The organism is Parolsenella sp. LCP21S3_E11, assembly GCF_052118165.1.
GTDB lineage: Bacteria > Actinomycetota > Coriobacteriia > Coriobacteriales > Atopobiaceae > Parolsenella.
This window is the reverse complement of record NZ_JBQKHS010000003.1, coordinates 60,913-80,128: the sequence shown is the minus strand read 5'-3', so window position 1 is coordinate 80,128 and position 19,216 is coordinate 60,913. Positions and strand designations below refer to the sequence as shown.

At 65.3% G+C, this 19,216-nt stretch carries 16 protein-coding genes, 1 tRNA gene and 1 pseudogene; 15 read left to right on the top strand and 3 right to left on the bottom strand.

Annotated elements, in window-relative coordinates:
- Positions 1 to 111 precede the first annotated feature (111 nt).
- Positions 112 to 1,104, bottom strand: a complete 993-nt coding sequence (locus ACTQ1Z_RS04635; protein WP_293814269.1) for a 2-hydroxyacid dehydrogenase — start codon at positions 1,102 to 1,104, stop codon at positions 112 to 114.
- Between the two features lie 503 nt (positions 1,105 to 1,607).
- On the opposite strand from ACTQ1Z_RS04635, the gene ACTQ1Z_RS04630 reads away from it, so the two are divergent.
- The 15 genes and pseudogenes from ACTQ1Z_RS04630 (at position 1,608) to ACTQ1Z_RS04560 (ending at position 16,280) form a co-directional block, all read left to right on the top strand.
- The gene (locus ACTQ1Z_RS04630) at positions 1,608 to 4,289 is read left to right on the top strand and encodes a cation-translocating P-type ATPase (protein ID WP_441859105.1); all 2,682 of its coding nucleotides are present in this window, start codon (positions 1,608 to 1,610) and stop codon (positions 4,287 to 4,289) included.
- Positions 4,290 to 4,292: 3 nt separating this feature from the next.
- Positions 4,293 to 5,480 carry a ribosome small subunit-dependent GTPase A gene (rsgA, locus tag ACTQ1Z_RS04625; RefSeq protein ID WP_441859103.1) on the top strand — a complete coding sequence of 396 codons (1,188 nt, stop codon included), beginning with the start codon at positions 4,293 to 4,295 and terminating at the stop codon, positions 5,478 to 5,480.
- 363 nt (positions 5,481 to 5,843) lie between these two features.
- Complete coding sequence (locus ACTQ1Z_RS04620) at positions 5,844 to 6,545, top strand: SAF domain-containing protein (RefSeq protein WP_320680143.1); 702 nt, start codon at positions 5,844 to 5,846, stop codon at positions 6,543 to 6,545.
- Positions 6,545 to 7,777: a P-loop NTPase gene (locus ACTQ1Z_RS04615; protein WP_441859101.1), complete on the top strand. Its 1,233-nt coding sequence runs from the start codon at positions 6,545 to 6,547 to the stop codon at positions 7,775 to 7,777. The genes ACTQ1Z_RS04620 and ACTQ1Z_RS04615 overlap by 1 nt, the downstream gene beginning before the upstream one ends.
- A 2-nt stretch (positions 7,778 to 7,779) precedes the next feature.
- A complete protein-coding gene (locus ACTQ1Z_RS04610; RefSeq protein ID WP_441859099.1) occupies positions 7,780 to 9,126 on the top strand; it encodes a CpaF family protein in 1,347 nt (448 codons plus the stop codon).
- An 8-nt stretch (positions 9,127 to 9,134) separates the two neighbouring features.
- Positions 9,135 to 10,040 carry a type II secretion system F family protein gene (locus ACTQ1Z_RS04605; protein ID WP_441859097.1) on the top strand — a complete coding sequence of 302 codons (906 nt, stop codon included), beginning with the start codon at positions 9,135 to 9,137 and terminating at the stop codon, positions 10,038 to 10,040.
- Complete coding sequence (locus ACTQ1Z_RS04600) at positions 10,040 to 10,648, top strand: type II secretion system F family protein (RefSeq protein WP_320678605.1); 609 nt, start codon at positions 10,040 to 10,042, stop codon at positions 10,646 to 10,648. Before ACTQ1Z_RS04605 ends, ACTQ1Z_RS04600 begins: the two co-directional genes overlap by 1 nt.
- A 102-nt stretch (positions 10,649 to 10,750) precedes the next feature.
- Entirely contained in the window at positions 10,751 to 10,927 is a 177-nt protein-coding gene (locus tag ACTQ1Z_RS04595) for a Flp family type IVb pilin (protein WP_441859229.1), read from the top strand.
- A gap of 226 nt (positions 10,928 to 11,153) precedes the next feature.
- Positions 11,154 to 11,522, top strand: a complete 369-nt coding sequence (locus ACTQ1Z_RS04590; protein ID WP_320678606.1) for a hypothetical protein — start codon at positions 11,154 to 11,156, stop codon at positions 11,520 to 11,522.
- A pseudogene (locus tag ACTQ1Z_RS04585) lies at positions 11,438 to 11,890 on the top strand (TadE/TadG family type IV pilus assembly protein); the annotation flags it as partial. The gene ACTQ1Z_RS04590 and the pseudogene ACTQ1Z_RS04585, both read left to right, overlap by 85 nt.
- A 12-nt stretch (positions 11,891 to 11,902) precedes the next feature.
- The gene (locus ACTQ1Z_RS04580; protein WP_320678615.1) at positions 11,903 to 12,226 is read left to right on the top strand and encodes a hypothetical protein; all 324 of its coding nucleotides are present in this window, start codon (positions 11,903 to 11,905) and stop codon (positions 12,224 to 12,226) included.
- The gene (locus tag ACTQ1Z_RS04575; RefSeq protein WP_441859094.1) at positions 12,201 to 14,336 is read left to right on the top strand and encodes a hypothetical protein; all 2,136 of its coding nucleotides are present in this window, start codon (positions 12,201 to 12,203) and stop codon (positions 14,334 to 14,336) included. Before ACTQ1Z_RS04580 ends, ACTQ1Z_RS04575 begins: the two co-directional genes overlap by 26 nt.
- Entirely contained in the window at positions 14,333 to 14,935 is a 603-nt protein-coding gene (locus tag ACTQ1Z_RS04570) for a hypothetical protein (RefSeq protein WP_320678610.1), read from the top strand. The genes ACTQ1Z_RS04575 and ACTQ1Z_RS04570 overlap by 4 nt, the downstream gene beginning before the upstream one ends.
- A 391-nt stretch (positions 14,936 to 15,326) precedes the next feature.
- The gene (locus ACTQ1Z_RS04565) at positions 15,327 to 16,085 is read left to right on the top strand and encodes a hypothetical protein (RefSeq protein ID WP_441859092.1); all 759 of its coding nucleotides are present in this window, start codon (positions 15,327 to 15,329) and stop codon (positions 16,083 to 16,085) included.
- A 119-nt stretch (positions 16,086 to 16,204) separates the two neighbouring features.
- A tRNA-Phe gene (locus ACTQ1Z_RS04560) sits at positions 16,205 to 16,280 on the top strand.
- Between the two features lie 702 nt (positions 16,281 to 16,982).
- Here ACTQ1Z_RS04560 and ACTQ1Z_RS04555 read toward each other — a convergent pair.
- Together ACTQ1Z_RS04555 and ACTQ1Z_RS04550 are read right to left on the bottom strand one after the other, a co-directional pair.
- Positions 16,983 to 18,131: an AAA family ATPase gene (locus ACTQ1Z_RS04555; RefSeq protein ID WP_441859090.1), complete on the bottom strand. Its 1,149-nt coding sequence runs from the start codon at positions 18,129 to 18,131 to the stop codon at positions 16,983 to 16,985.
- Entirely contained in the window at positions 18,118 to 19,188 is a 1,071-nt protein-coding gene (locus ACTQ1Z_RS04550) for a CHC2 zinc finger domain-containing protein (protein WP_441859088.1), read from the bottom strand. The genes ACTQ1Z_RS04555 and ACTQ1Z_RS04550 overlap by 14 nt, the downstream gene beginning before the upstream one ends.
- Positions 19,189 to 19,216 lie beyond the last annotated feature (28 nt).

Below are 19,216 nucleotides of genomic sequence, written 5' to 3'. Positions count from 1 at the left end.
CGGAATGGGGGTTCCGCCTGCTCGGCGCGAGCGACTTTTACGCGCGCCTGGTTGCCCAAAGGGGCTAGATATCAAAAGCGCTGCCTCGTCGGGGAGGGCAGCGCGGGTTTGCTAGCAGACGACAGCGGGCTTGGGGAGCTCTTCGCCATTCATGAACGCGGTCGCGTTGTCGAGCGTGGTCTTGGCGATCGAGGCGAGGGCCTCCTTGGTGAAGAACGCCTGGTGGCTCGTCATGACGACGTTGGGGAAGGAGCACAGCGTCGAAGTGACGGACTCGATGATGGTGTTCGAGCGGTTGCGGAAGACGTTGTCGCCCTCCTCCTCGTAGACGTCGAGGCCAGCCGCGCCGATCTTGCCGGAGCGGATGCCCTCGATGAGGGCTTTGGTGTCAACGAGGCCGCCACGGGCGGTGTTGATGAAGATCACGCCGTCCTTCATCTTGTCGATGGCGTCGGCGTTGATCATGTGGCGGTTGCTGTCGAACAGCGGACAGTGCAGGGAGATGAGGTCGGACCTGCGGAGGAGCTCGTCAAGCTCGACGTACTCGACCATGCCCTCGAGGGAGGGGTTCTGGTAGACGTCATAGCCGAGGACCTTCATGCCAAAGCCGTTGCAGATGCGGACCATGGCGGCGCCGATCTTGCCGGTGCCGACGATGCCGGCGGTCTTGCCGTGGAGGTTGACGCCGAGGAGGCCCTGGAGGGAGAAGTCATTCTCGCGGACGCGGGCGTAACCCTTGTGGATGCGGCGGGCGGCGCAGAGGCCCAGGCCGATGGCCTGCTCTGCGATGGCCTCCGGCGAATAGGCCGGGACGCGCAGGACCGTCATGCCGAGGTCCTTGGCGACGGGCACGTTGACGGCGTCGAAGCCGGCGGAGCGCATGAGGACGAGCTTCACGTCAAAGCCGCGAAGGATCTCGAGCGCCATGGCGGAGGCGTCGGAGTTGACGAAGGCGCAGACCGCGTCATAGCCACGCGCAAGAGAGGCGGTGACGGGCGAAAGGTCGGCCTCGATGTAGTCGATCTTGATGTTGGGATAGTTCTTGAGTTGGGCGTCGAAAGAATCTCGGTCGTAGTCACGGGCGTCGTAGAAGAGGATTTTCACGCTGCCTGACTCCCTCCTGGATCGTTGCTGGGCACATGGCCCTTCCATTCCATACTCCAAGAGGAATTGTAAAACATGAAGCGTGGTCGAATGTGCTAGCAACACGTAAAGACTGAATGAATAATCGCAGCTAGATACGGTTGACTTCGATGCGATAGGCATTTTCGTGACCCTTGATGGGGTCTGGCCCCCAGCTTTTGCGTGCGAGTTGACAAAGGGACAGTCCCTTTGTCAACTCCAGGGGAGGCGAGCCGTGGAAGCTGAAAAAGGGACAGTCCCTTTTTCAGCCGCGCGGAGTCCACGTAGTGGCGGCAGGATCCCTGACGTCTGGTTGCGCGGTTTGAGAGCATGGCGCGCCTGATTGGTGAGAGCCCGTCGAGTTGGGTATCATTGAAAGGATTTGACAACGCGCGAGCCACGGCAACCTTGATGAGCCCTTGCCCTTCCTGGGAATTATGATCGGGCATCAATCTGGCTCGCGCCTGAAAACCAGGAGGGCAATCTTGAGAGAATACCTATCTACATCCGCCGAGGTCCTGAGCGCTCAGGAGACTGACGCCACCGCTGGTCTCACCAGCGCGGAGGCCGCGTCTCGTGCCGCTAAGTTCGGCCCCAACAAGCTGAAGGAAGAGGAGAAGACCCCGCTGTGGATCCGCTTCTTCCAGCAGATGGCCGATCCGATGGTCATCATGCTCATCGCCGCGGCGGCCATCAGCGCGGTGACGGGCGCCATTCAGGGCGAGGTCGACTTCGCGGACGTCATCATCATCATGACGGTCGTCATCATCAACTCCGCCCTCGGCGTCATCCAGGAGGCCAAGAGCGAGGAGGCCCTCGCGGCTCTGCAGGAGATGAGCGCCGCGCAGTCCAAGGTCATGCGCGACGGCAAGCTCGTCATGCTGCACTCCTCCGAGCTCGTGCCCGGCGACGTCATCCTGCTCGAGGCCGGTGACTCCGTCCCGGCGGACTGCCGCGTGATCGAGAGCGCCTCCATGAAGATCGAGGAGGCGGCGCTTACCGGCGAGTCCGTCCCGGTCGAGAAGCACGCCGAGGCCATCGAGCTCGCCGCCGATGCCGATGACGTGCCCCTGGGTGACCGCAAGAACATGTGCTACATGGGCTCCACCGTGGTCTACGGCCGCGGCCGCGCCGTCGTCGTTGCCACGGGCATGGACACTGAGATGGGCAAGATCGCAGGCGCCCTTTCGGACGCCAAGGAGGAGCTCACCCCGCTCCAGGTCAAGCTCGACGAGCTGTCTCACATCCTCACCAAGCTCGTCATCGTGATCTGCGTCGTCATCTTTGCGGTCGACGTCCTCCGTCACGGTTTCGGCAACATGGCCGAGGAGCCCACGCTTCTGCTGAACACCTTCATGGTGGCCGTGTCGCTCGCCGTCGCCGCCATTCCCGAGGGCCTCGTTGCCGTCGTGACCATCGTCCTGTCGCTCGGCGTCACCAAGATGGCCCGTCGTCAAGCGATCATCCGCAACCTTTCCGCGGTCGAGACCCTCGGCTGCACCCAGGTCATCTGCTCGGATAAGACGGGCACCCTCACACAGAACAAGATGACCGTCGTTGACCACCTGCTCGCCGCCCCCGAGGAGAGGCTCCTCTCCGGCATGGCCCTTTGCTCTGATGCCAAGTGGGATGCCGAGGCCGGCGAGGCCGTGGGCGAGCCCACCGAGTGCGCCCTCGTGAACGACGCGGGCAAGGCGGGCCTCACGGGCCTTGTCGAGGAGCACCCGCGCGTGGGCGAGGCTCCGTTCGACTCCGGCCGCAAGATGATGTCCGTCGTGGTGGAGACTCTCGACAATGAGTTCGAGCAGTACACCAAGGGTGGCCCGGACGTCGTGATTGGCCGCTGCACCTCGATCTTCGATGGCGACAAGATCGTGCCCCTCACTGACGAGAAGCGCGCTGAGCTCCTCTCGGCCAACAAGGCCATGGCAGACCAGGCCCTGCGCGTGCTCGCGCTTGCCTGCCGCCACTACGAGACCAAGCCCACGGACTTCTCCGCTGACGCCCTTGAGCAGGACCTTACGTTCTGCGGCCTCTCCGGCATGATCGACCCCGAGCGTCCCGAGGTGGCCGCTGCCATCGACGAGGCCCACACCGCCGGTATCCGCACCGTCATGATCACGGGCGACCACATCGACACCGCCGTGGCCATCGCCAAGAACCTCGGCATCATCGAGGACCGTTCGCAGGCGATCACTGGCGCCGAGCTTGACCGCATGACGGACGAGGAGCTTGACGCCCACATCGAGGACTACGGTGTCTACGCCCGCGTCCAGCCCGAACACAAGACGCGCATCGTCGAGGCATGGAAGAGCCGCGACATGATCGTCGCCATGACCGGCGACGGCGTGAACGACGCCCCTTCCATCAAGCGTGCCAACATCGGCGTGGGCATGGGCATCACCGGTACCGACGTTACCAAGAACGTCGCCGACATGGTGCTTGCGGATGACAATTTCGCCACGATCATCTCCGCGTGCGAAGAGGGCCGTCGCATCTACGACAACATCCGCAAGGTCATCCAGTTCCTGCTCTCCGCGAACCTCGCCGAGGTCTTCTCGGTCTTCGTCGCCACGCTCGTTGGCTTCACGCTGTTCCAGCCGGTCCAGCTGCTGTGGGTCAACCTCGTGACGGACTGCTTCCCGGCTCTGGCGCTGGGCATGGAGGACGCCGAGGGCGACATCATGCGTCGCAAGCCGCGCAAGGCCTCTGACGGCGTCTTCGCCGGTCACATGGGTCTCGACTGCGTGGTCCAGGGCATCATCATCACGGTGCTCGTCCTCGCGAGCTTCTTCGCGGGCGTGTACTTTGACATGGGCTACATCAACGTCGCGGATATGATTGCCGGCACCGCGGATGAAGAGGGCGTCATGATGGCATTCATCACGCTCAACATGGTCGAGATCTTCCACTGCTTCAACATGCGCAGCCGTCGTCAGTCGATCTTCACGATGAAGAAGCAGAACGGCTGGCTCTGGGCCGCCTCTGCCCTCGCGCTCGTGCTGACCCTCATCGTGGTCGAGTTCGAGCCGCTCTCGATGATGTTCTTTGGTGTGCCGGGCCTCGAGCTCAAGGGCTCCCTCACCGCGCTGGGCATCGCCTTCCTGATCATCCCGTTCGTCGAGATCTACAAGGCCATCATGCGTTCTGTGGAGAAGGAAGACTAACGCATGGGAAAGAGACCGGCAAAGAGCAGGTCAACCAAGCAGCCGAGGCGTCGCTCCCACGGGGGCGGCGCCTCGCGCGCGTCTCGCGACGAGATCCTGGCGGGGCTGCCCGCCGTGGATGAGCTCGCGAACGTGCCCGGTTTTGGTGACGTGCGACCGAGCGACGAGCAGCTTGCTGCGTTTGAGGGCGCGCGGGAGCGCGTGGCCTCACGCCTGGGAGACGGTGCCGCCGCAACCCTCACGCTGGGCTGCGTGGTGCGCCTCGACAGGAGCTTCCCGCTCGTGGCGTGCGAGGGCGTGACGCTTCGCGCGGAGCACGCCGTGGACTTCGCGAAGGGTGCCGCCGCCGAGGCGGGCATCATGCCGACCGTCGGTGATTGGGTGGCGGTCGCCGTTGACCCCACGCATGACATGGGCGTCATCCACGAGGTTCTTCCCCGCAGGTGCGCGTTCGCGCGGTGGCGCGGAGGCAAGCGCGGGGAGTTCCAGACGCTTGCGGCTAATCTCGACGAGGTCATCATCGTGGCGGCTCTGGGCGAGGGGGAGCTTGCGCTTGCGCGCATCGCGCGTTCGCTCGTGCTCGTTCGTGACTGCGGCTGCCGCGCGTCCGTGGTGCTCACCAAGGCGGATCGCAAGGGAACGGCGGAGGAGCTCGAGTGCGATGTCGAGCGCGTGCGTAGGCTCGCCGGCGAAGGGGTTGACGTCGTGGTGACCTCCTCCGCCGAGGGCGAGGGCCTGGATGACGTGCGCGCGCTCGTGCCGGAGCGGACGATCGCCCTTATCCTGGGGGAGAGCGGTGCGGGCAAGTCGACGCTGCTGAATGCCTTGCTCGGGCAGGACGCTCTTGCCACGGCTGCCGTTCGCGAGCGCGACGATATGGGCCGCCACACGACGGTCGCACGCATGATGGTGAAGCTTCCGGGTGCGGGCGTCATCTGCGACGCGCCGGGCCTCAGGAGCCTGCCGCTTGTGGGTCACGAGCGCGGCCTTGCGCTTGCGTTCCCCGAGATCGCCGAGCTTGCGGGTGAGTGCAGGTTCCGCGACTGCACGCACGGCGAAGAACCGGGCTGCGCCGTGAGGGAGGCCGAGGCGGCGGGCGAGCTTGATGGGATACGGCTTGAAGCGTATCTCGCGCTTGCCGCGGAGATGCGCAGGAGCGCGGACACGCTCGATCCGGACGTGACGCTGTAGACGCTGGTCGCCTGGCGTGGTCCGGGCGAGCGGGCGGCGCGGTCCGGGCGAGCGGTTGCCGTGGCCCGTACGAGTGGGTGGAGCGGTCCGGGCGAGCGCGCGGCGGAATCAAGACAATAAAGAATTTTGAGCCGGCGAGTGCCTTTCTGGGGCGCTCGCCGGCTTGCTTTAACGGGCGTTCTACCTGCGAAAACCATAGTTATCAACAGTCTGTTTGACGCACTTTGGCACGATTTGCGCAAAACGTGTTGGGAACGTGTCTGATTTGGGTTTGAGCGCGCGGGACTTTCTCGCGAGCGAGCCATTTTCGGGACCGCTTTCAGGCGATGATTCCGCCACGTTCAACGAGTGGCGGGAGGAACCATGAAGCGAAGGGTCAGGCTTGCGACGTCCGCGGCGTGCGGCGTGCTCGCGATGCTGCTTGCGGCAGCCGCGGCTGATGCTGCGCGTGCGGAGGTGAGGTCCGAGCGCGCGGAGGTGCTCGAGCGCTATGGCGGCGAGGTCACCCAGCTCGTGGTCGCTCGCAGGGAGTTGCCAGCGGGAAGCGTGCTTGCCGAGTCAGACCTCGAGATGCGCGAGTGGCTCGCAGACCTCGCGCCCGCAAAGGCGGTGACGAGCTTTGATGACGTGGTAGGAGTCCGCCTCGCCGCGTCGGTGAGTGCCGGCGAGCCCTTGACGGAGCTGGACGTCGCCTCCGCGGAGGGCGCCATCGAGGTGCCAGAGGGGCGAGTTGCCGTCAGTGTGAAGATTGGCGATAAGTCTGGCGTCGCGGCAGATACGCCGGCGGGGTCGCGCGTGCTCGCCTACGTGTCTTCGGCCTCGGGCGTAAAGCTTGTTTCGGCGGATGTGATCGTGCTCGGGGCATCCGGTGCATCCGCCTTTGGAGGGACGGACGGGCTAGTAACCCTTGCGGTCGATCCCGAGCATGTCACGACGATTCTCTCCGCCGGCGCCGATGGCAGCCTGCGCCTGGCGCTTCCTGCCGACGACGTGGAGTTTGAGGAGGATGGCGTGACTCCCGTTGCCCCGACCTCCGTCCCTCCCGTGATGGGGGATGAGGCGTGATGGCGAACTGGGCTATTTGTTCTGGCAAGCGAGAGGCTGCCGCTCTCGAGGCGTATGTGCGCGCTTGTGACGTCGATGCCATCATCGCGTGCGTTGGTGACGCCGCGGGCTTTAGGGAGCGGCTTCGCGGTGACTTGAGGGGTGCCACGGCCCTCGTAGCCGAGGGTGCGCGCGGACCTGCGACGGTAAATGTCGCGGCGGCCGTCGCGGCGGACGGGGGCGCCTCACAGGTGGTGCTTGCCGTGCCGCACGCGTCTGGCTCGCTGCGCTCCCGCGCCAAGAGTGCCGGCATAGATCGCGTCATAACTGAGGAAGAGCTTGCCGCCGCCCGTTCGCGGGAGGCTGTGGAACGCAAGACGATGGGGATCGCGGGCGCTATGGCTGCGGGTCGGGCGACGGCAAGCGAGCGGCGGCAGGGCGTGCCCGTGGTCACGTTCGTCTCGGGTAGGGGAGGCGTGGGCAAGTCGACCATCGTCGCGACCTGTGCCCACGTGGCGGCGTCATGGGGGCTCGATGTGGCCTGCCTCGACCTCGACCTCGCCTTTGGCAACCTCTCCGCGCTTGCCGGTGCCGAGAGGCCCGCTGACTTGGCGCAGGTGGCGACGGGTGCGCTTGATGATGAGGCGTTCGAGTCTCTCGGAGCCGTGGCGGGCGACCGCGTACGTGTTTGGGGTCCCTGCCGCGAGCCGGAGTATGCGGAGTGCGTGCAGCCGCTTGCTGGGGATATCATCGCGAGGCTAACCCAGAGTCATGACCTCGTGCTCGTTGACACTTCGGCAAGCTGGGGAGATGCGACGGCGTCTGCCGCGCAGGCGGCTGACAGGCTCGTGATCGTCTCTGATGATCGGCCGGGCGCGATCGCGGCGCTCGCTCGCTGCGGCGGGCTTGCCGTTCGTCTCGGTATCGCGCGTACGAGGATTGTGCGTCTGATGAATGGCTGCGACCCAAAAATGCGAGACGAGTCGTTCGTTGCGCGTGCGGCCGTCGGGCTTGAATGCGCCCGCGAGGTGCGCGTGCCAGATGGCGGTCTCGAGGTCGTTGAGCTGCTCGCAACTGGTGGGTCATCCGAGCTGGCGACGCTCGATGGCGCGATGCCTCGTGCCGTGGCCCATGGCCTTGCGGCGCTCTTGAAGGAGCTTGGGCGTCTTCCTGAGGGCGACGAGCCGGCGCGCGCCCTTGCGGGTGGGAAGCGCCAGCGTAGGCTCTTCGGCCGCGTGCGGGAGGCGAGCTAGGGATGGGCGTCCTCGAGCGTGTTCGCGAGTCCGCGACGGATGCCGGAGCCGTCGCTTCGCCTGTCGGGGGCGAGGTCTCGGCTGCCGTGGCGACCCCGGTCGAGGTTCGTGCTGCGCTCAAACGTGCCCTCGTGGACAGACTCGGTTTGCGGGAGATGGCCTCGCTTGTCTCCTCGGGTGACGTGGTGCGAGCGCGCGACGAGCTCTCCGTGGCATGCGTGGCGGCGATCAATGCTGGCGAGGTTGCCGGTGCGGAGGCGTTTGATGTCGAGGCACTCGTCCGCGAAGTGATTGACGAGGTCCTTGGCCTCGGACCGCTTCAGCCTCTGCTTGATGACGACTCGATCACGGAGGTCATGGTGAACGGATGCCGCTCGCTCTACTTCGAGCGCGATGGCAAGCTCGAGCAGGCTGAGCGAGTCTTCGATTCGCCCGAGCAGATCATGCTTGCTATCGATCGCATCCTGGCGCCGCTTGGCAGGCGCCTCGATGATGCGAACCCCATCGTGAACGCGCGCCTCTCGAATGGCTTTCGCGTAAACGCCGTGATCTCGCCCGTGGCGATGGAGGGCCCCGCGCTCACGATTCGCAAGTTCTCGGGTGCGATTCGCTCCCTGCCGAGTCTTGTGGGGCTTGGGTCTCTTCCCGCCTGGTACGCACGTCTTCTCGGGTGGGCCGTGCGCCTCAGGTGCGATATCGCCGTGGCGGGAGGCACGGGCTCGGGGAAAACGACGCTCCTGAATGCCCTGTCTGCCGAGATCGATCCACGCGAGCGCATCGTGACGATTGAGGACTCCGCCGAGCTCCACTTCGAGGAGGGCCTTCACGTGGTGAGGCTCGAGGCGAGGGATGCCTCTATCGAGGGGACGGGTGCCGTGAGCATCCGAACACTCGTCACGAATGCCCTGCGAATGAGACCGGATCGCATCGTCGTGGGAGAGGTGCGCGGCGAGGAGTGCATCGACATGCTCCAGGCCATGAACACGGGCCATGACGGAAGCCTTACCACGCTACACGCCGGCACGGCGCGGGAGGCGGTGAGCAGGCTCGTCCTTATGGCGCGCTTTGGAATGGACCTCCCGGCGGCGCTGATCGAGGAGCAGGTTGCCACGGCGCTCGACCTGATTGTGATGTCGAGGCGCATGCCGGACGGCTCGCGCGTGGTGTCCTCGACATGTGAGGTCGGGCGCGACGAGGCGGGAGGGGTGGCCCTCCGCGAGCTTGTGTCCTTCGATTCGGCGACGCGTTCGTGGCGGCTCGTCGAGGTGCCTCGCTTTGTTGAGAGAGCCGTGCGCGAGGGCTTGTTGGATGAGGGAGAGGTGGTCGAATGGCGTGGGCAAGTGCCGTAGGGTGCGGCATGCTCGCAGCCCTGGCTGCGTGGTTGCTATGCGGTGCAAGGGGCGTTGCCCGGCGTCCGGGCGGGGAAGAGGACTATGTGCGGGCTGTCGTGGCGTCCGCGCTTGACTCGCTGGGCGCCACGCGCCCGGTGACGCTCCTCTCTCGGATCGAGAGCTGGCGTATCGCGGCGGACGAACTCGCGCTTGAGGATGCGCTCGCGGGAATCGTGCGCGGACGCGAGGCGGGCCTCGCGCTCCTCGTCTGTATCGTTGCTTCGTCCGCCCTTGCCGGGCTTGTTTGCGCTCGCTCTGTCGTTGGCCTTGTCGTGGGGCTTGGCTGCGCACTTGCGGGCGTGCCCGCTTGGGCGCGCTCGCGAACGGGCCTGCGCGAGCGCGAGCTTGCCCGCCAGGTACCGGAGACGTTTCGCTCCCTCGCTGGTGCGATGGCGGCGGGAAGAACCCTATCGCAGGCCATCGCCTACGTGGGGTCACGAGGTGACGGCCCGCTATATCGGGAATTCTCCCGAGCCTCGCTTGCGGTTTCGTGTGGGGTGGGTGCAGCGGAGGCGGTCGAGGAGATCGCCCAGCGCACCCAGGCGCCGGGCGTGTCTCTCATGGTCTGCGCCCTCGTGGTCTCCTCGCGCACCGGGGCTCCGCTCCAGGGGCTTTTCGCGCGCTCGGCGCGGCTCGTGGAGGAGCGCTTTGAGCTCGAGCGGGAGCTCATCGCCAAGACTGCTCAGGTGAGGCTCTCTGCAAGGGTCGTGAGCGCGTTGCCGGCCTGCATGGTTGGTGCCCTGGCGCTGATTTCGCCGGACTTTAGGCTCGGCCTCGCGACACCGGTTGGTTGTGGTTGCGTGTGCGCGGCGGTGCTTCTCGACGCCGTTGCCCTCCTCGTTATCCGGCGGCTCATGAGGAGCGTGATGTGATGACCGGTGGGCTTGCGGTGGGAGCCGCGGCTTGTCTGGCGGCATGGCTCGCGCTTGGCGGGGAGAGGGGTGAGGGCGCTCCGGAGTTTGATGCCAGGGCGCTGCTCAGACATATGCCCAGGGTCCGGAAGGCTCTCGAGCGCGAGGGGTCGGCTCGAGTGACGCGTGCCTGCGAGAGGCAGATGCCGGAGTTTCTCGACATCCTTGGCCTGGGATTGTCCGCGGGCCTTTCCTTCGACGCATCGCTCGCGCTGTTCTGCGACCGCAGAGACTGCGAGCTCTCGAGGGAGATCCGGGCGGCGATGCTCTCGTGGCAGATGGGCATGGAAGGACGCTCGGAGGCGCTCTCCTCCCTCTCCGCCCGCTTGGGGTCGCCCTCTTTCGAGGGGTTCTGCTCGGCCGCGACGGAGGCACTTTCGTTTGGTGCCCCGCTTGCGCAGACGCTTGAGCGCCAGGCTGCCTCGATCAGGCAGGAGCAGAGGTCGCGGGTACAGGAGCGCATCGAAAAGGTTCCGGTGAAGATGCTCGTTCCCCTGGGGACGCTTGTGGTTCCGGCGATGTTGCTGGCGATATTGGGGCCGTTGCTGTCGGCGGCCCTGGCAGGTTGAGCGGCGATGCCGCTCGGAATGGAGGATGAGATGACTGTTGGTCTGGTTGCTGGGCGGGTTCGAGATGCGGTCTGTCGCGTGAAGACGGGCTTGTTCTCGAGGATGTGCCTGCCCGTGCGTTCGCGCGAGCTCGCTAAGGAGGAGTTGGGCCAGGGGACGACGGAGTACGCGATTCTCGTTGGCGTGCTGGTCCTGATGGCGATAGTTGCCGTCGTGGCGTTCAGGGGCAGGCTCCAAGAGCTCTGGACCGAGATCACTGATGGCATCAACTCGCTTTAGGCGCTCGCCGCGGCGCCGGATGAAGGTGGTGTTGCTCGTCATCTTTGGCGCTCTGTTGGTGGTCTTGGTCTGTGGATACCTCGCTCTGGGTGCGAGAGGAGGCATTACCGGGTCAGGCTCGGCTGAAAGTGCTGGTGGAGGGGGCGGTCTGGCCTCACCGATCGAGCCACTGCCTTGGACGGGTGGAGCGTCCTCCCCGCCTCCGCCAGATGGGAGCGCCGCCAATTTGGGTGTCTCCTCTGGTGTCGAGAGCCTCGGCGACCTCGCCTTCTCTGCTCCTTCTTCTACCTCTGTGCGCGAGGTTGACCTTGGCGTGGTTGAGGCGGCGCGGGAGGTTCTTGACGAGTACCGCTCTCAGGGAGAGGTGGTGCTTGCCCATGCCGGTTGGATTGATCTGCTTGGCCGGACATGGGGTTGTGTGGTGCGTGGGCCGAGCTGGTCTGAGCTGCGCCTCGTCTGTGAGGCGGGCGAGGGGAGCCGGGTGACGACGGTGCGGATGGAGGTCGCGGAATGGAGGGATTCCCATGCGGCAACGGCGACGGAGGGGGAGGCAGAGACGGAGGAGGCTGCGGGCGAGAGCGAGGGGTCTGGCTAGGAAACCGACGGGGCCACGCGAGAGCGGCCCTGAGCGGGCGTCTCTCGTGCACGAGTGTCGAGGACAGTCGACGGTCGAGTATGTGCTCGTGCTCTCGGCCTTCCTTGCGATGCTGTTCGCTCTTGGCGCCGTCTGGAAGGCTGTGGGCGCGGGAGGCCTCGCGCGCCTTGGGGAATCTGCTTCGTCGCATTCTCTTTCGGGCGAGGGGGTGCTCGGGGGCATGCGGGACATCGTTCTGTTCTGAGGCGCTAGGGCAGGCAAGTGTCGAGGCCGCGGCGTTCATTCCGGTGATCATGCTGCTCCTCGCGCTATTGCTACAACCGGCGTTCTTGCTCTATACGCGATCGGTCATGCAGCAGGCGGCGGCTGAGGGGGTGCGTGTGCTGGCCACGAGAGAAGTGGGAGGTGCTGGCGATGATGCCGCGTGCGAGGCGTATGTCAAAAGACGCCTTCGCGCGGTACCTGACGTCGCGGCGTTCCATACCGGCGAATGGGAGGTCGAGCTCTCGGGTGACTCGACGTCGCGTGAGGTTCGCGTGGGCGTTGAGGGCCGTTTGCGCCCGCTGCCGTTGCTTGGCGTGCTGGCCCAGATGCTCGGCGAGCCTGATGGCGACGAGGTGGTGCTGCGCGTCGAGGTGACGGGAGGGGCTCGCCCGGACTGGTTGGAGGGAGGTTACGGTGAGTGGGTCACTATGTGGGACTGACGGGCGGAGCGAGCGTGGAGACGCGCCGGCGAGGGAAGGCTCCCGCGCGTCCTGCTGCGAGCCAAAGAGAGGCGTTGCGAGCTTCGAGCTGGGCATCGGTGCTGTTGTCGACGACGAGGGCGGCTACACCTCCGTCGCGGTGGCTCTTGCCCTTCTCGTGAGCCTGTCTCTCGTATGTTCGCTCGTCTCGGTCGCATGGGTGCAAAACCGTTCTGCGGACGTTCAGTCTGTGGCGGACTCCGTCGCGCTTGCCGGTGCGAACGTGGTGGCGGCGTATTCGACCGTGGCAACGACGCTTGATGCGTGCGTGCTTACCCTGGGCCTTGCGGGCATGGTCACGTTGGGCGCCGGCCTCGTGGTCTCCGCCGTTCCCGGTCTCTCCGCGGTGGGTGCCGAGACCATTTCGGCGGGCGTGAAAATGCTCGATGCGCGCAGGGACTTCGCCATGTCGGCGGCACGCGGCCTCGAGGCAGTCGAGAAGACGCTGCCCTTGGCAATTGCCGCTCGCTCTGCCGCCGTCGTGGAGGCGAACGAGGGTGAGGGTTCTTCTTACATCGGCTGCGCGATTCCCTTTCCCCAAGAATCCCAGAGCGACTTCTCCGCGCTCGAAGCTGACGTCACGGGAGACGAGATAGCCGAGGTGGCGGATCATCTGCAGGATGCGTCAGACCGAGCCAAGGATGCCCAGGACCGTCTTGATGAGGCCCTGCATGAGGGTTGGCTTGCCGATTGTGGCGGAGAACCCATGAACATGCGCGAGCGGGCGGATAGCCTTGCTGGTCTCTTGGTGACGGAGAACCCGCACTATCCCTCGCCGGAGAGCTGGACGTTTGGCGTTCCGCTCTTGCGCTCGCGCAGTTACTACGCGAGGCGCGCCGCCATCGAAGCGCCCGCTGGACAGGGAATCAGATATCTCACTGACTCCGAGTGTAGGCTGGCGTTCTATGAGTACGCGCTGTCTGAGATGGAGACAGGCTACTATCTGGAGCTTCCGGATGGATCAGTCGACATCGATCTCCCGAGCCTCCCCAAGAATACCGGCGAGATGCAGGGCACGTGTCTTTACACGGATGCCCGCTGGCCCTGCACGCAGGAGGGAGGGCGCGTCACGCTCCACTCAACTCTTCGGTGCCCGGGGGCTCAGGGCGCGTCCGCCGGCGAGGCGTCTCTGTCGCAGCTTGATGCGGGTGCCGTCGCACGGTGCCCCACCTGCCAGATGAGCTCGGCGGATATGGGTAAGGTTGCCGCCGCGTCAACGAGTATCGACAACGGCTACGAGTACTACTGGGCTCGTGTGGTCGCGGCTTCGCTCGATTACGAGGTCGCCGCCGACGATCTCGCCGCCGCCGAGGCGGAGATGAGGGACTATGCGGATGAAGGTGCGTCGGCCTTCGAGGAAGCGCTCGAGACCCTCGCGTCGCCGCGTCTCAAGATCTGCCCGCCGGGAGCATGGGGTTGCGTCGCCGTGGTAGGAAGGGGCGAGGGAGACCTGCCGGATTCCCTCGAGAACGGCTTCGCCGCACCCCTCGCCGTTTCGACTGGCGCTGCCATATCCGCAGCCACGCTCGCGCCGGATTTTGACGCTGCTGGCAATGATGTCCTTACGCGGTTCCTCGAGGCTTTGGGCGATGACATCGGCTGGGGGTGCGCTGGCGTACTCGGTGGGATTGGCGAGTTGTGGGTGGGGCTCTTGCGAGGCTATGGCTCGAGTGCGGATGGCTTGTCAGACGCGGCGAGCGAGGCTCTCTCAGGCTTGAGCGGCACGCTGCTTGGGCCGGTTGCCTCCTGGTTGAACGATAAGTTGTCGGAAATCGTGAGGGCCGTGGGCTTTGAGCCAGCTGACCTGCGACTTCGGAAGCCGGTTCTCACCAACTCCCAGAACGTGTTTGACCGAGCGGGCTTCGGGCAGGTGGCGAACGCACGAGAGCTCATCGAGCGTCTGCCGGATGCAGGGGATCCCGCCTCGATTGCGAGAGCGCTCGGTCAGGTAGTCGTCAACGAGCTTGGTGGCGGTCCCTATGCGATTGCGGAGCTGCCAATACCTGGGACGGATATCACGGTGCCGCTCACAATCGACGTCGGCGCTCTTCTGGGGGCTGGTTCGTCATGAGGGGATATGGGGGCGCCGAGGGACGCGCGGCCTCCGGTAAGCGTGTGGGCTTCGGTAGGCGTGCGAATCAAGCGCGAAGCGCGGGCTTCGGTAGGCGTGCGATCACGGCGTTGCGCGTGGGCACCGGACGGCACGGAAGCGCCGTGTTTCGCGAGTCGAGCGGGCAGATGGCCGTCGAGCTGGCCGTGCTCATCCCCGTCATCGTCGCTTGTGCACTTGTGGTGGTGAACGTCATGCGCTATGCCGAACTCTGCGCTCGCTTCGATAGGGTTGCGCCGGATGCGGTGCTCGCCCATGGCGTGTCGCCTTCGGGGGCTACGAGCTCGCTTGCGGGCGTTGACGAGGTGAGGAGCGCCATCGAGCGCGGCATGAGTCCCATGGCTTGCGAGGTGGAGGTCTCCGTCGAGGACCTGATGGAAGGCGCTTCCGGCGCGCTTCTCGACCTTTCCGCGGGAACGACGCGCTTTACCTGCACGCTCGTGTTCCGGCCGTGGCCCTCGTCCGTCTCCATTGCGGGCGTGGGATATCAAGCACCTGCTTCGATCCGGCACGAACGGGAGATTGTCATTGACAGATATCGTGCGGCGATCATTACGTGAGGAGGGCGGATGTGAAGGGCCAGTTAGTCGAGGTGACTCTCGAGGAGAGCGGGCGCGAGGTCGTGGTCGCTCAGGCGGAGGTGTTCCGGAGCTGGTGGAGACGTGCTCGGGGCCTGTTGGGGACGAGCTTGGACTCGGGTGCTAGGTGCGTGCTGCTCACCCCGTGCGCGTCTGTCCATACCTTTGGGATGCGTTATGCGATCGACGTGGCATTGGTGGGTGAATCCGGCGAGGTCCTCGGCTCGTGGCGAGGACTCCGACCGGGGAGGCTCGTGCGAGCCCGTGGCGCGTGCCATGCGCTCGAGAGGCTGAGTATGCCGGGACCCTGGCCCTGCGTGGGACAGCAGCTGGGGATTCGAATCGTTGATGAGGAGACTTGAAGGGAGAATCGATGTCTGGGATGCAGACGACGGGGATGAGCGAGGGGAGAGGGCGCGGGAGTGCGGTCGGGCGTTCTGGCGCAAACGATGAGACGGGTGCCACGAAGACGTGCCCACGATGCGGGGCCGTGCTCTTCTCGGACATGAATAGGTGCTACGGGTGTCTCTATGACTTCCCGGAGCAGGCTCCCGAGGTTGGCCCTATGACGACCGACGAGCCATGGGAGGACGTTGACGAGCCTTGGGGGTCGCTTGACGGGCTTTGGGCTGAGGGTGAGGCCGCCGTTGGTGGGGCGTTGCCAAGCGCTGACAAACGCGATGCGGCGTTTGAGGAATTCACGGGGATGCCGGATGTCGTGCCGGGCGCCGAGGAGGGCGCCGAGGAGAGCGTCGAGGGGGAGTCTCGAGCTGGGGTTTCCGAGTCCCTGGGAGCTCAATCGCCGTCTGGCGCCACTCCCGCCACCCTTTTTGCCCGTTCGGTTTCGCCTCGCACCGTGTCGCCTGCGGGTGCCACCTCTCCGGTGTCCGAGAACCCCGCCTCTCCGGCATTTTCGGCATCAGTCGCTCCCACCTTCCCGGCACCTTCGCACGTTGTGGTGTCGTCGATTTCCGACTCCGTTCAGAAGCCCGTTGCATTTGTCCGCGGGGTGCCTTGCGTGAGGATTCAGACCCCGGTGTCGACGGTCGTTGTCGAGGTTGACGGAAGCAACGTCACTATCAGGCAAGAGCCTCTTGTCGGTGTCGAAGGGCGACCGAAGGCGTGCGACTGAGATAGGGCGTTTGCCGGCGGTCTGACCAATTTCAAACTTTTCCAAAAAAGTCGCTTGACCGAGGTTTGCTATTTGATATAGTTAACGAGCTCGAAGCGCGAGTGGAGAGCAACATATTCGGCTGGGTAGCTCAGTTGGTAGAGCAGGGGACTGAAAATCCCCGTGTCAGGGGTTCGATTCCCTTCCCCGCCACCAGAAAAGATGCAGGTCGGAGGCCAAAACCTCCGGCCTGTTTTCTTGTCGGGGAAAAGCAGGGGAAAAATCCGGGGAAAAAATCCACGTTTCGGCTTCCGAAAACGTCCCCGTCGATGGGCGGGGGAGTCGAAATCTCGGGCCGCTCGTGAGCCAAGAGCCCGCCGGGCCGTCATTCTTTCTCTCCCCGCGCGGATAGGGGGGGGTATGCGGGCGGTGCCGTTGATGGCTTCGGGCCTTCGACTCGCCCGTGGAAATAAATGGTCCGCGCTATATGGGCGCAATGCCGCCGGGCGTGCCGCCGGGTATGGGCGGGGGGGTGCCCCCCACGCGTCCAACCCGAAACCCTCAAGCGCGGCTTTAGGGTTGGAGGCCGCAGAAAAAGAGATGCATTCGGGGGTATTTCGGCCCTGGTGCCGTGGGGTGGCCCGTGACGCCCGCCCAAAAGACCCCCGTGGTCGCCTGCACTGACGATATGACGCGCCTGTCGCGAGTTCGATTCATCCAAAAACGGAGTGACGCCGTAGAACAGCGATGGTGCCAACGGTCCCCGCGCCCCGCCCGCGAATGGGGCTATGGGGTGACCGGGCCCGCCATCCTTTCTGGGCTAACCTTGTTTCCCTACGGGGGAGGAGGCGGCGGCAATCCAGCCGCCTCCCTCTAGGGAGGGTGTACACCCTTATATAAGGGTGCGTGTACCCCCCCCTAGTCGCTGACCGCCCTGGGTGTGACGACCCAACTTCCTGGGATGGTCTCACGGCTCTCGAACTCGCACCTTGGGTTCTTGAGCCACCTCTTGAACGTCTCTAACCCCACAATTTGCAAGCCGGTCCAGTCCATGCGGTCATAGACCTTCTTGGCCGTCGCTGTGACCTTCTCAGTGTCGCACCTTGCGAGGGCGATTCCGATGGCCTCGTTCTTGAGATGCCACCCCTTTGAGGAATAGGCGCGGGACTTCTCCGCTAGCGGGTTGCTCCCCTCTACGTCGCAGCCGGATAGCCCGTCCTCCTCGGATGCGAGGACGTGGACCGGGAACGCCCACAGCACGTCGATGGGGCCGAGGTCGCGAAACTCCCTGAGCGTCAAGGAGACGCGCCACGGCTTCGGGTCCGTTAGATCCGGGTGGTTGGCCCCGATGAGCTCCAAGCCGCTCTCGTCGATGCTGATAGGCGACACGTCCAGGATGGCGTCGGGGTCGCGGGCGAACACGCCTGAGCCGCTTCCCCTGTCAATGGACTTCCTCGCGCCCGCCGTGCCCTTGGCGTGGTGATGGACGAACACGACCGCCGCGCCGGTGACCGCTGCGAGTCCGTCCATTTCGCTCATGGCGTCCTCAACGTCCCCGGCTGAGTTCTCGTCGCCGTCGAACGCCTTGTAAAACGGGTCGATGATGATGGCGGATATATATCCTTGCGGGTTCTCTCCGCCATTTCCGGCCAACTCGGCGATGCGGTTAGCGAGTGCCGGGCACAGCTCGCCAAGGGCCCAGTGCTCGCCCCTCAGGTCCACGGATAGGAGATTGTCCCTTCCCTCTTCCTGCTCCCCGTAGAGGGAGCTCCAGACCGTATTGAGCCGATGCGGCCTCGATGAGGGGTCCAGTTCGAGGTTCACGTATATGACCCTGCCGGGCTTGCAGCCGTATCCAAGCCATTCGCCGCCCGTCGCCAAGGCGCATGCAAGCTCTAGCGCGAGCCACGACTTTCCGGCCTTTGACGGTCCGGTGATGACCATCTTGTGTCCCGCCCTGAGCAGCCCGTTGTTTTCCTTCCCGATGAGGACCCGTGGGCGCGTCGGAAGCTGCTGCGACTCGTCGGCCCATGACCTCACGGGCGGGAGGTTCCTAACGCGGTCCATAAGTGGCCGCCTCCTCGGCGGTCTCGGCGATGGCCTCGGCCATGCTGTCACGGTCTGCGGCGAACCACTCGGCGGGGTCCTTGAATCTCATGCCCCGCCCGTCCTCCGGCCAACGCCAGAAGGTCCACGCCGTGACGCCAGGGGTACGGTCGAGCTCCAGCCCAAGCCTCACGCTCGCGTCCATGCCGCTATCGTCGGCGTCGAACATGAGGAGCGCCACACCCGTCCAGCGACGGCGCTCCATCTCGGCGAGTAGGGCCTTTGTCCCGTGCCCACCGCACGCCACGGCCTCGAACCCGCACGACTGAACGGCCAAGGCGTCTAGCTGACCTTCCACCAGGACGATGAGGCTGCCGTCCAGGGCGTTGGGGTTCCACAGCGGCTCAGGCCCCACCTCGTCGGTGGGCCACTTGAAGTACTTCCACGGCGTGATGTCTGGTCGAATTGAGCGGTCGGCGTGGTACCACTCGTTGCCGGGGTAGGGGATGACGATGTGAGGCGTTCGGTAGTGCGTCGAGCGCTCCGCGTACCCAAGGCCCCATTCCCGGGCCTGCTCCAGCGTGATTCCTCGCGACGCAAGGTAGGAGACGGCCACGGGGTCGCCGATGCGCTCACGGGCACGCCTGACGGCCTCGGCGTGCGCCTCCCTGTTGGCCTTCCTGCGAGCGGCTTCGGATGCAATCCTTGCCATGCGCTCCTTGGTCTCGGCGACGGTCGCGCGGTGGGGCTTCTCTCGCCTGGGGGGCCGGGATTCGGGCTCGGCGCTCAGCCCCGCCCAGTTGGCAACCTCGGTTAGCTGCTCGCGTTTGTCGTCCGTCCCGTTGACGGCCCCGGCGAGGTCGAACACGTCGCCACCGATGCCGCATGAGAAGCACTTCCAGCGGCTGCCGTCCGGTGTGATGCTGAGCGCGGGTGTTCCGTTTGCGTGGGTCCCGCTTCCGCACGCGGGGCACACGTACTGACGGCCCCGCCTCTCCAGGTGAGCATCGGCGTATTCCCTGAGGCTGACGACCTCCTTGATTCGCTCGAACTCGTCCCTATAGGAGGAAGTACGCAACGCCTGCCCCCAATCCCCGCCGGTGAGG

Coding starts and splice junctions, on each gene's coding strand:
- ACTQ1Z_RS04565 (WP_441859092.1), top strand. CDS start 15,327: ATGTCTGGGATGCAGACGACGGGGATGAGCGAGGGGAGAGGGCGCGGG.
- ACTQ1Z_RS04555 (WP_441859090.1), bottom strand. CDS start 18,131: ATGGACCGCGTTAGGAACCTCCCGCCCGTGAGGTCATGGGCCGACGAG.
- ACTQ1Z_RS04615 (WP_441859101.1), top strand. CDS start 6,545: ATGGCGAACTGGGCTATTTGTTCTGGCAAGCGAGAGGCTGCCGCTCTC.
- ACTQ1Z_RS04605 (WP_441859097.1), top strand. CDS start 9,135: ATGCTCGCAGCCCTGGCTGCGTGGTTGCTATGCGGTGCAAGGGGCGTT.
- ACTQ1Z_RS04610 (WP_441859099.1), top strand. CDS start 7,780: ATGGGCGTCCTCGAGCGTGTTCGCGAGTCCGCGACGGATGCCGGAGCC.
- ACTQ1Z_RS04595 (WP_441859229.1), top strand. CDS start 10,751: ATGTGCCTGCCCGTGCGTTCGCGCGAGCTCGCTAAGGAGGAGTTGGGC.
- rsgA (WP_441859103.1), top strand. CDS start 4,293: ATGGGAAAGAGACCGGCAAAGAGCAGGTCAACCAAGCAGCCGAGGCGT.
- ACTQ1Z_RS04620 (WP_320680143.1), top strand. CDS start 5,844: ATGAAGCGAAGGGTCAGGCTTGCGACGTCCGCGGCGTGCGGCGTGCTC.
- ACTQ1Z_RS04570 (WP_320678610.1), top strand. CDS start 14,333: ATGAGGGGATATGGGGGCGCCGAGGGACGCGCGGCCTCCGGTAAGCGT.
- ACTQ1Z_RS04600 (WP_320678605.1), top strand. CDS start 10,040: ATGACCGGTGGGCTTGCGGTGGGAGCCGCGGCTTGTCTGGCGGCATGG.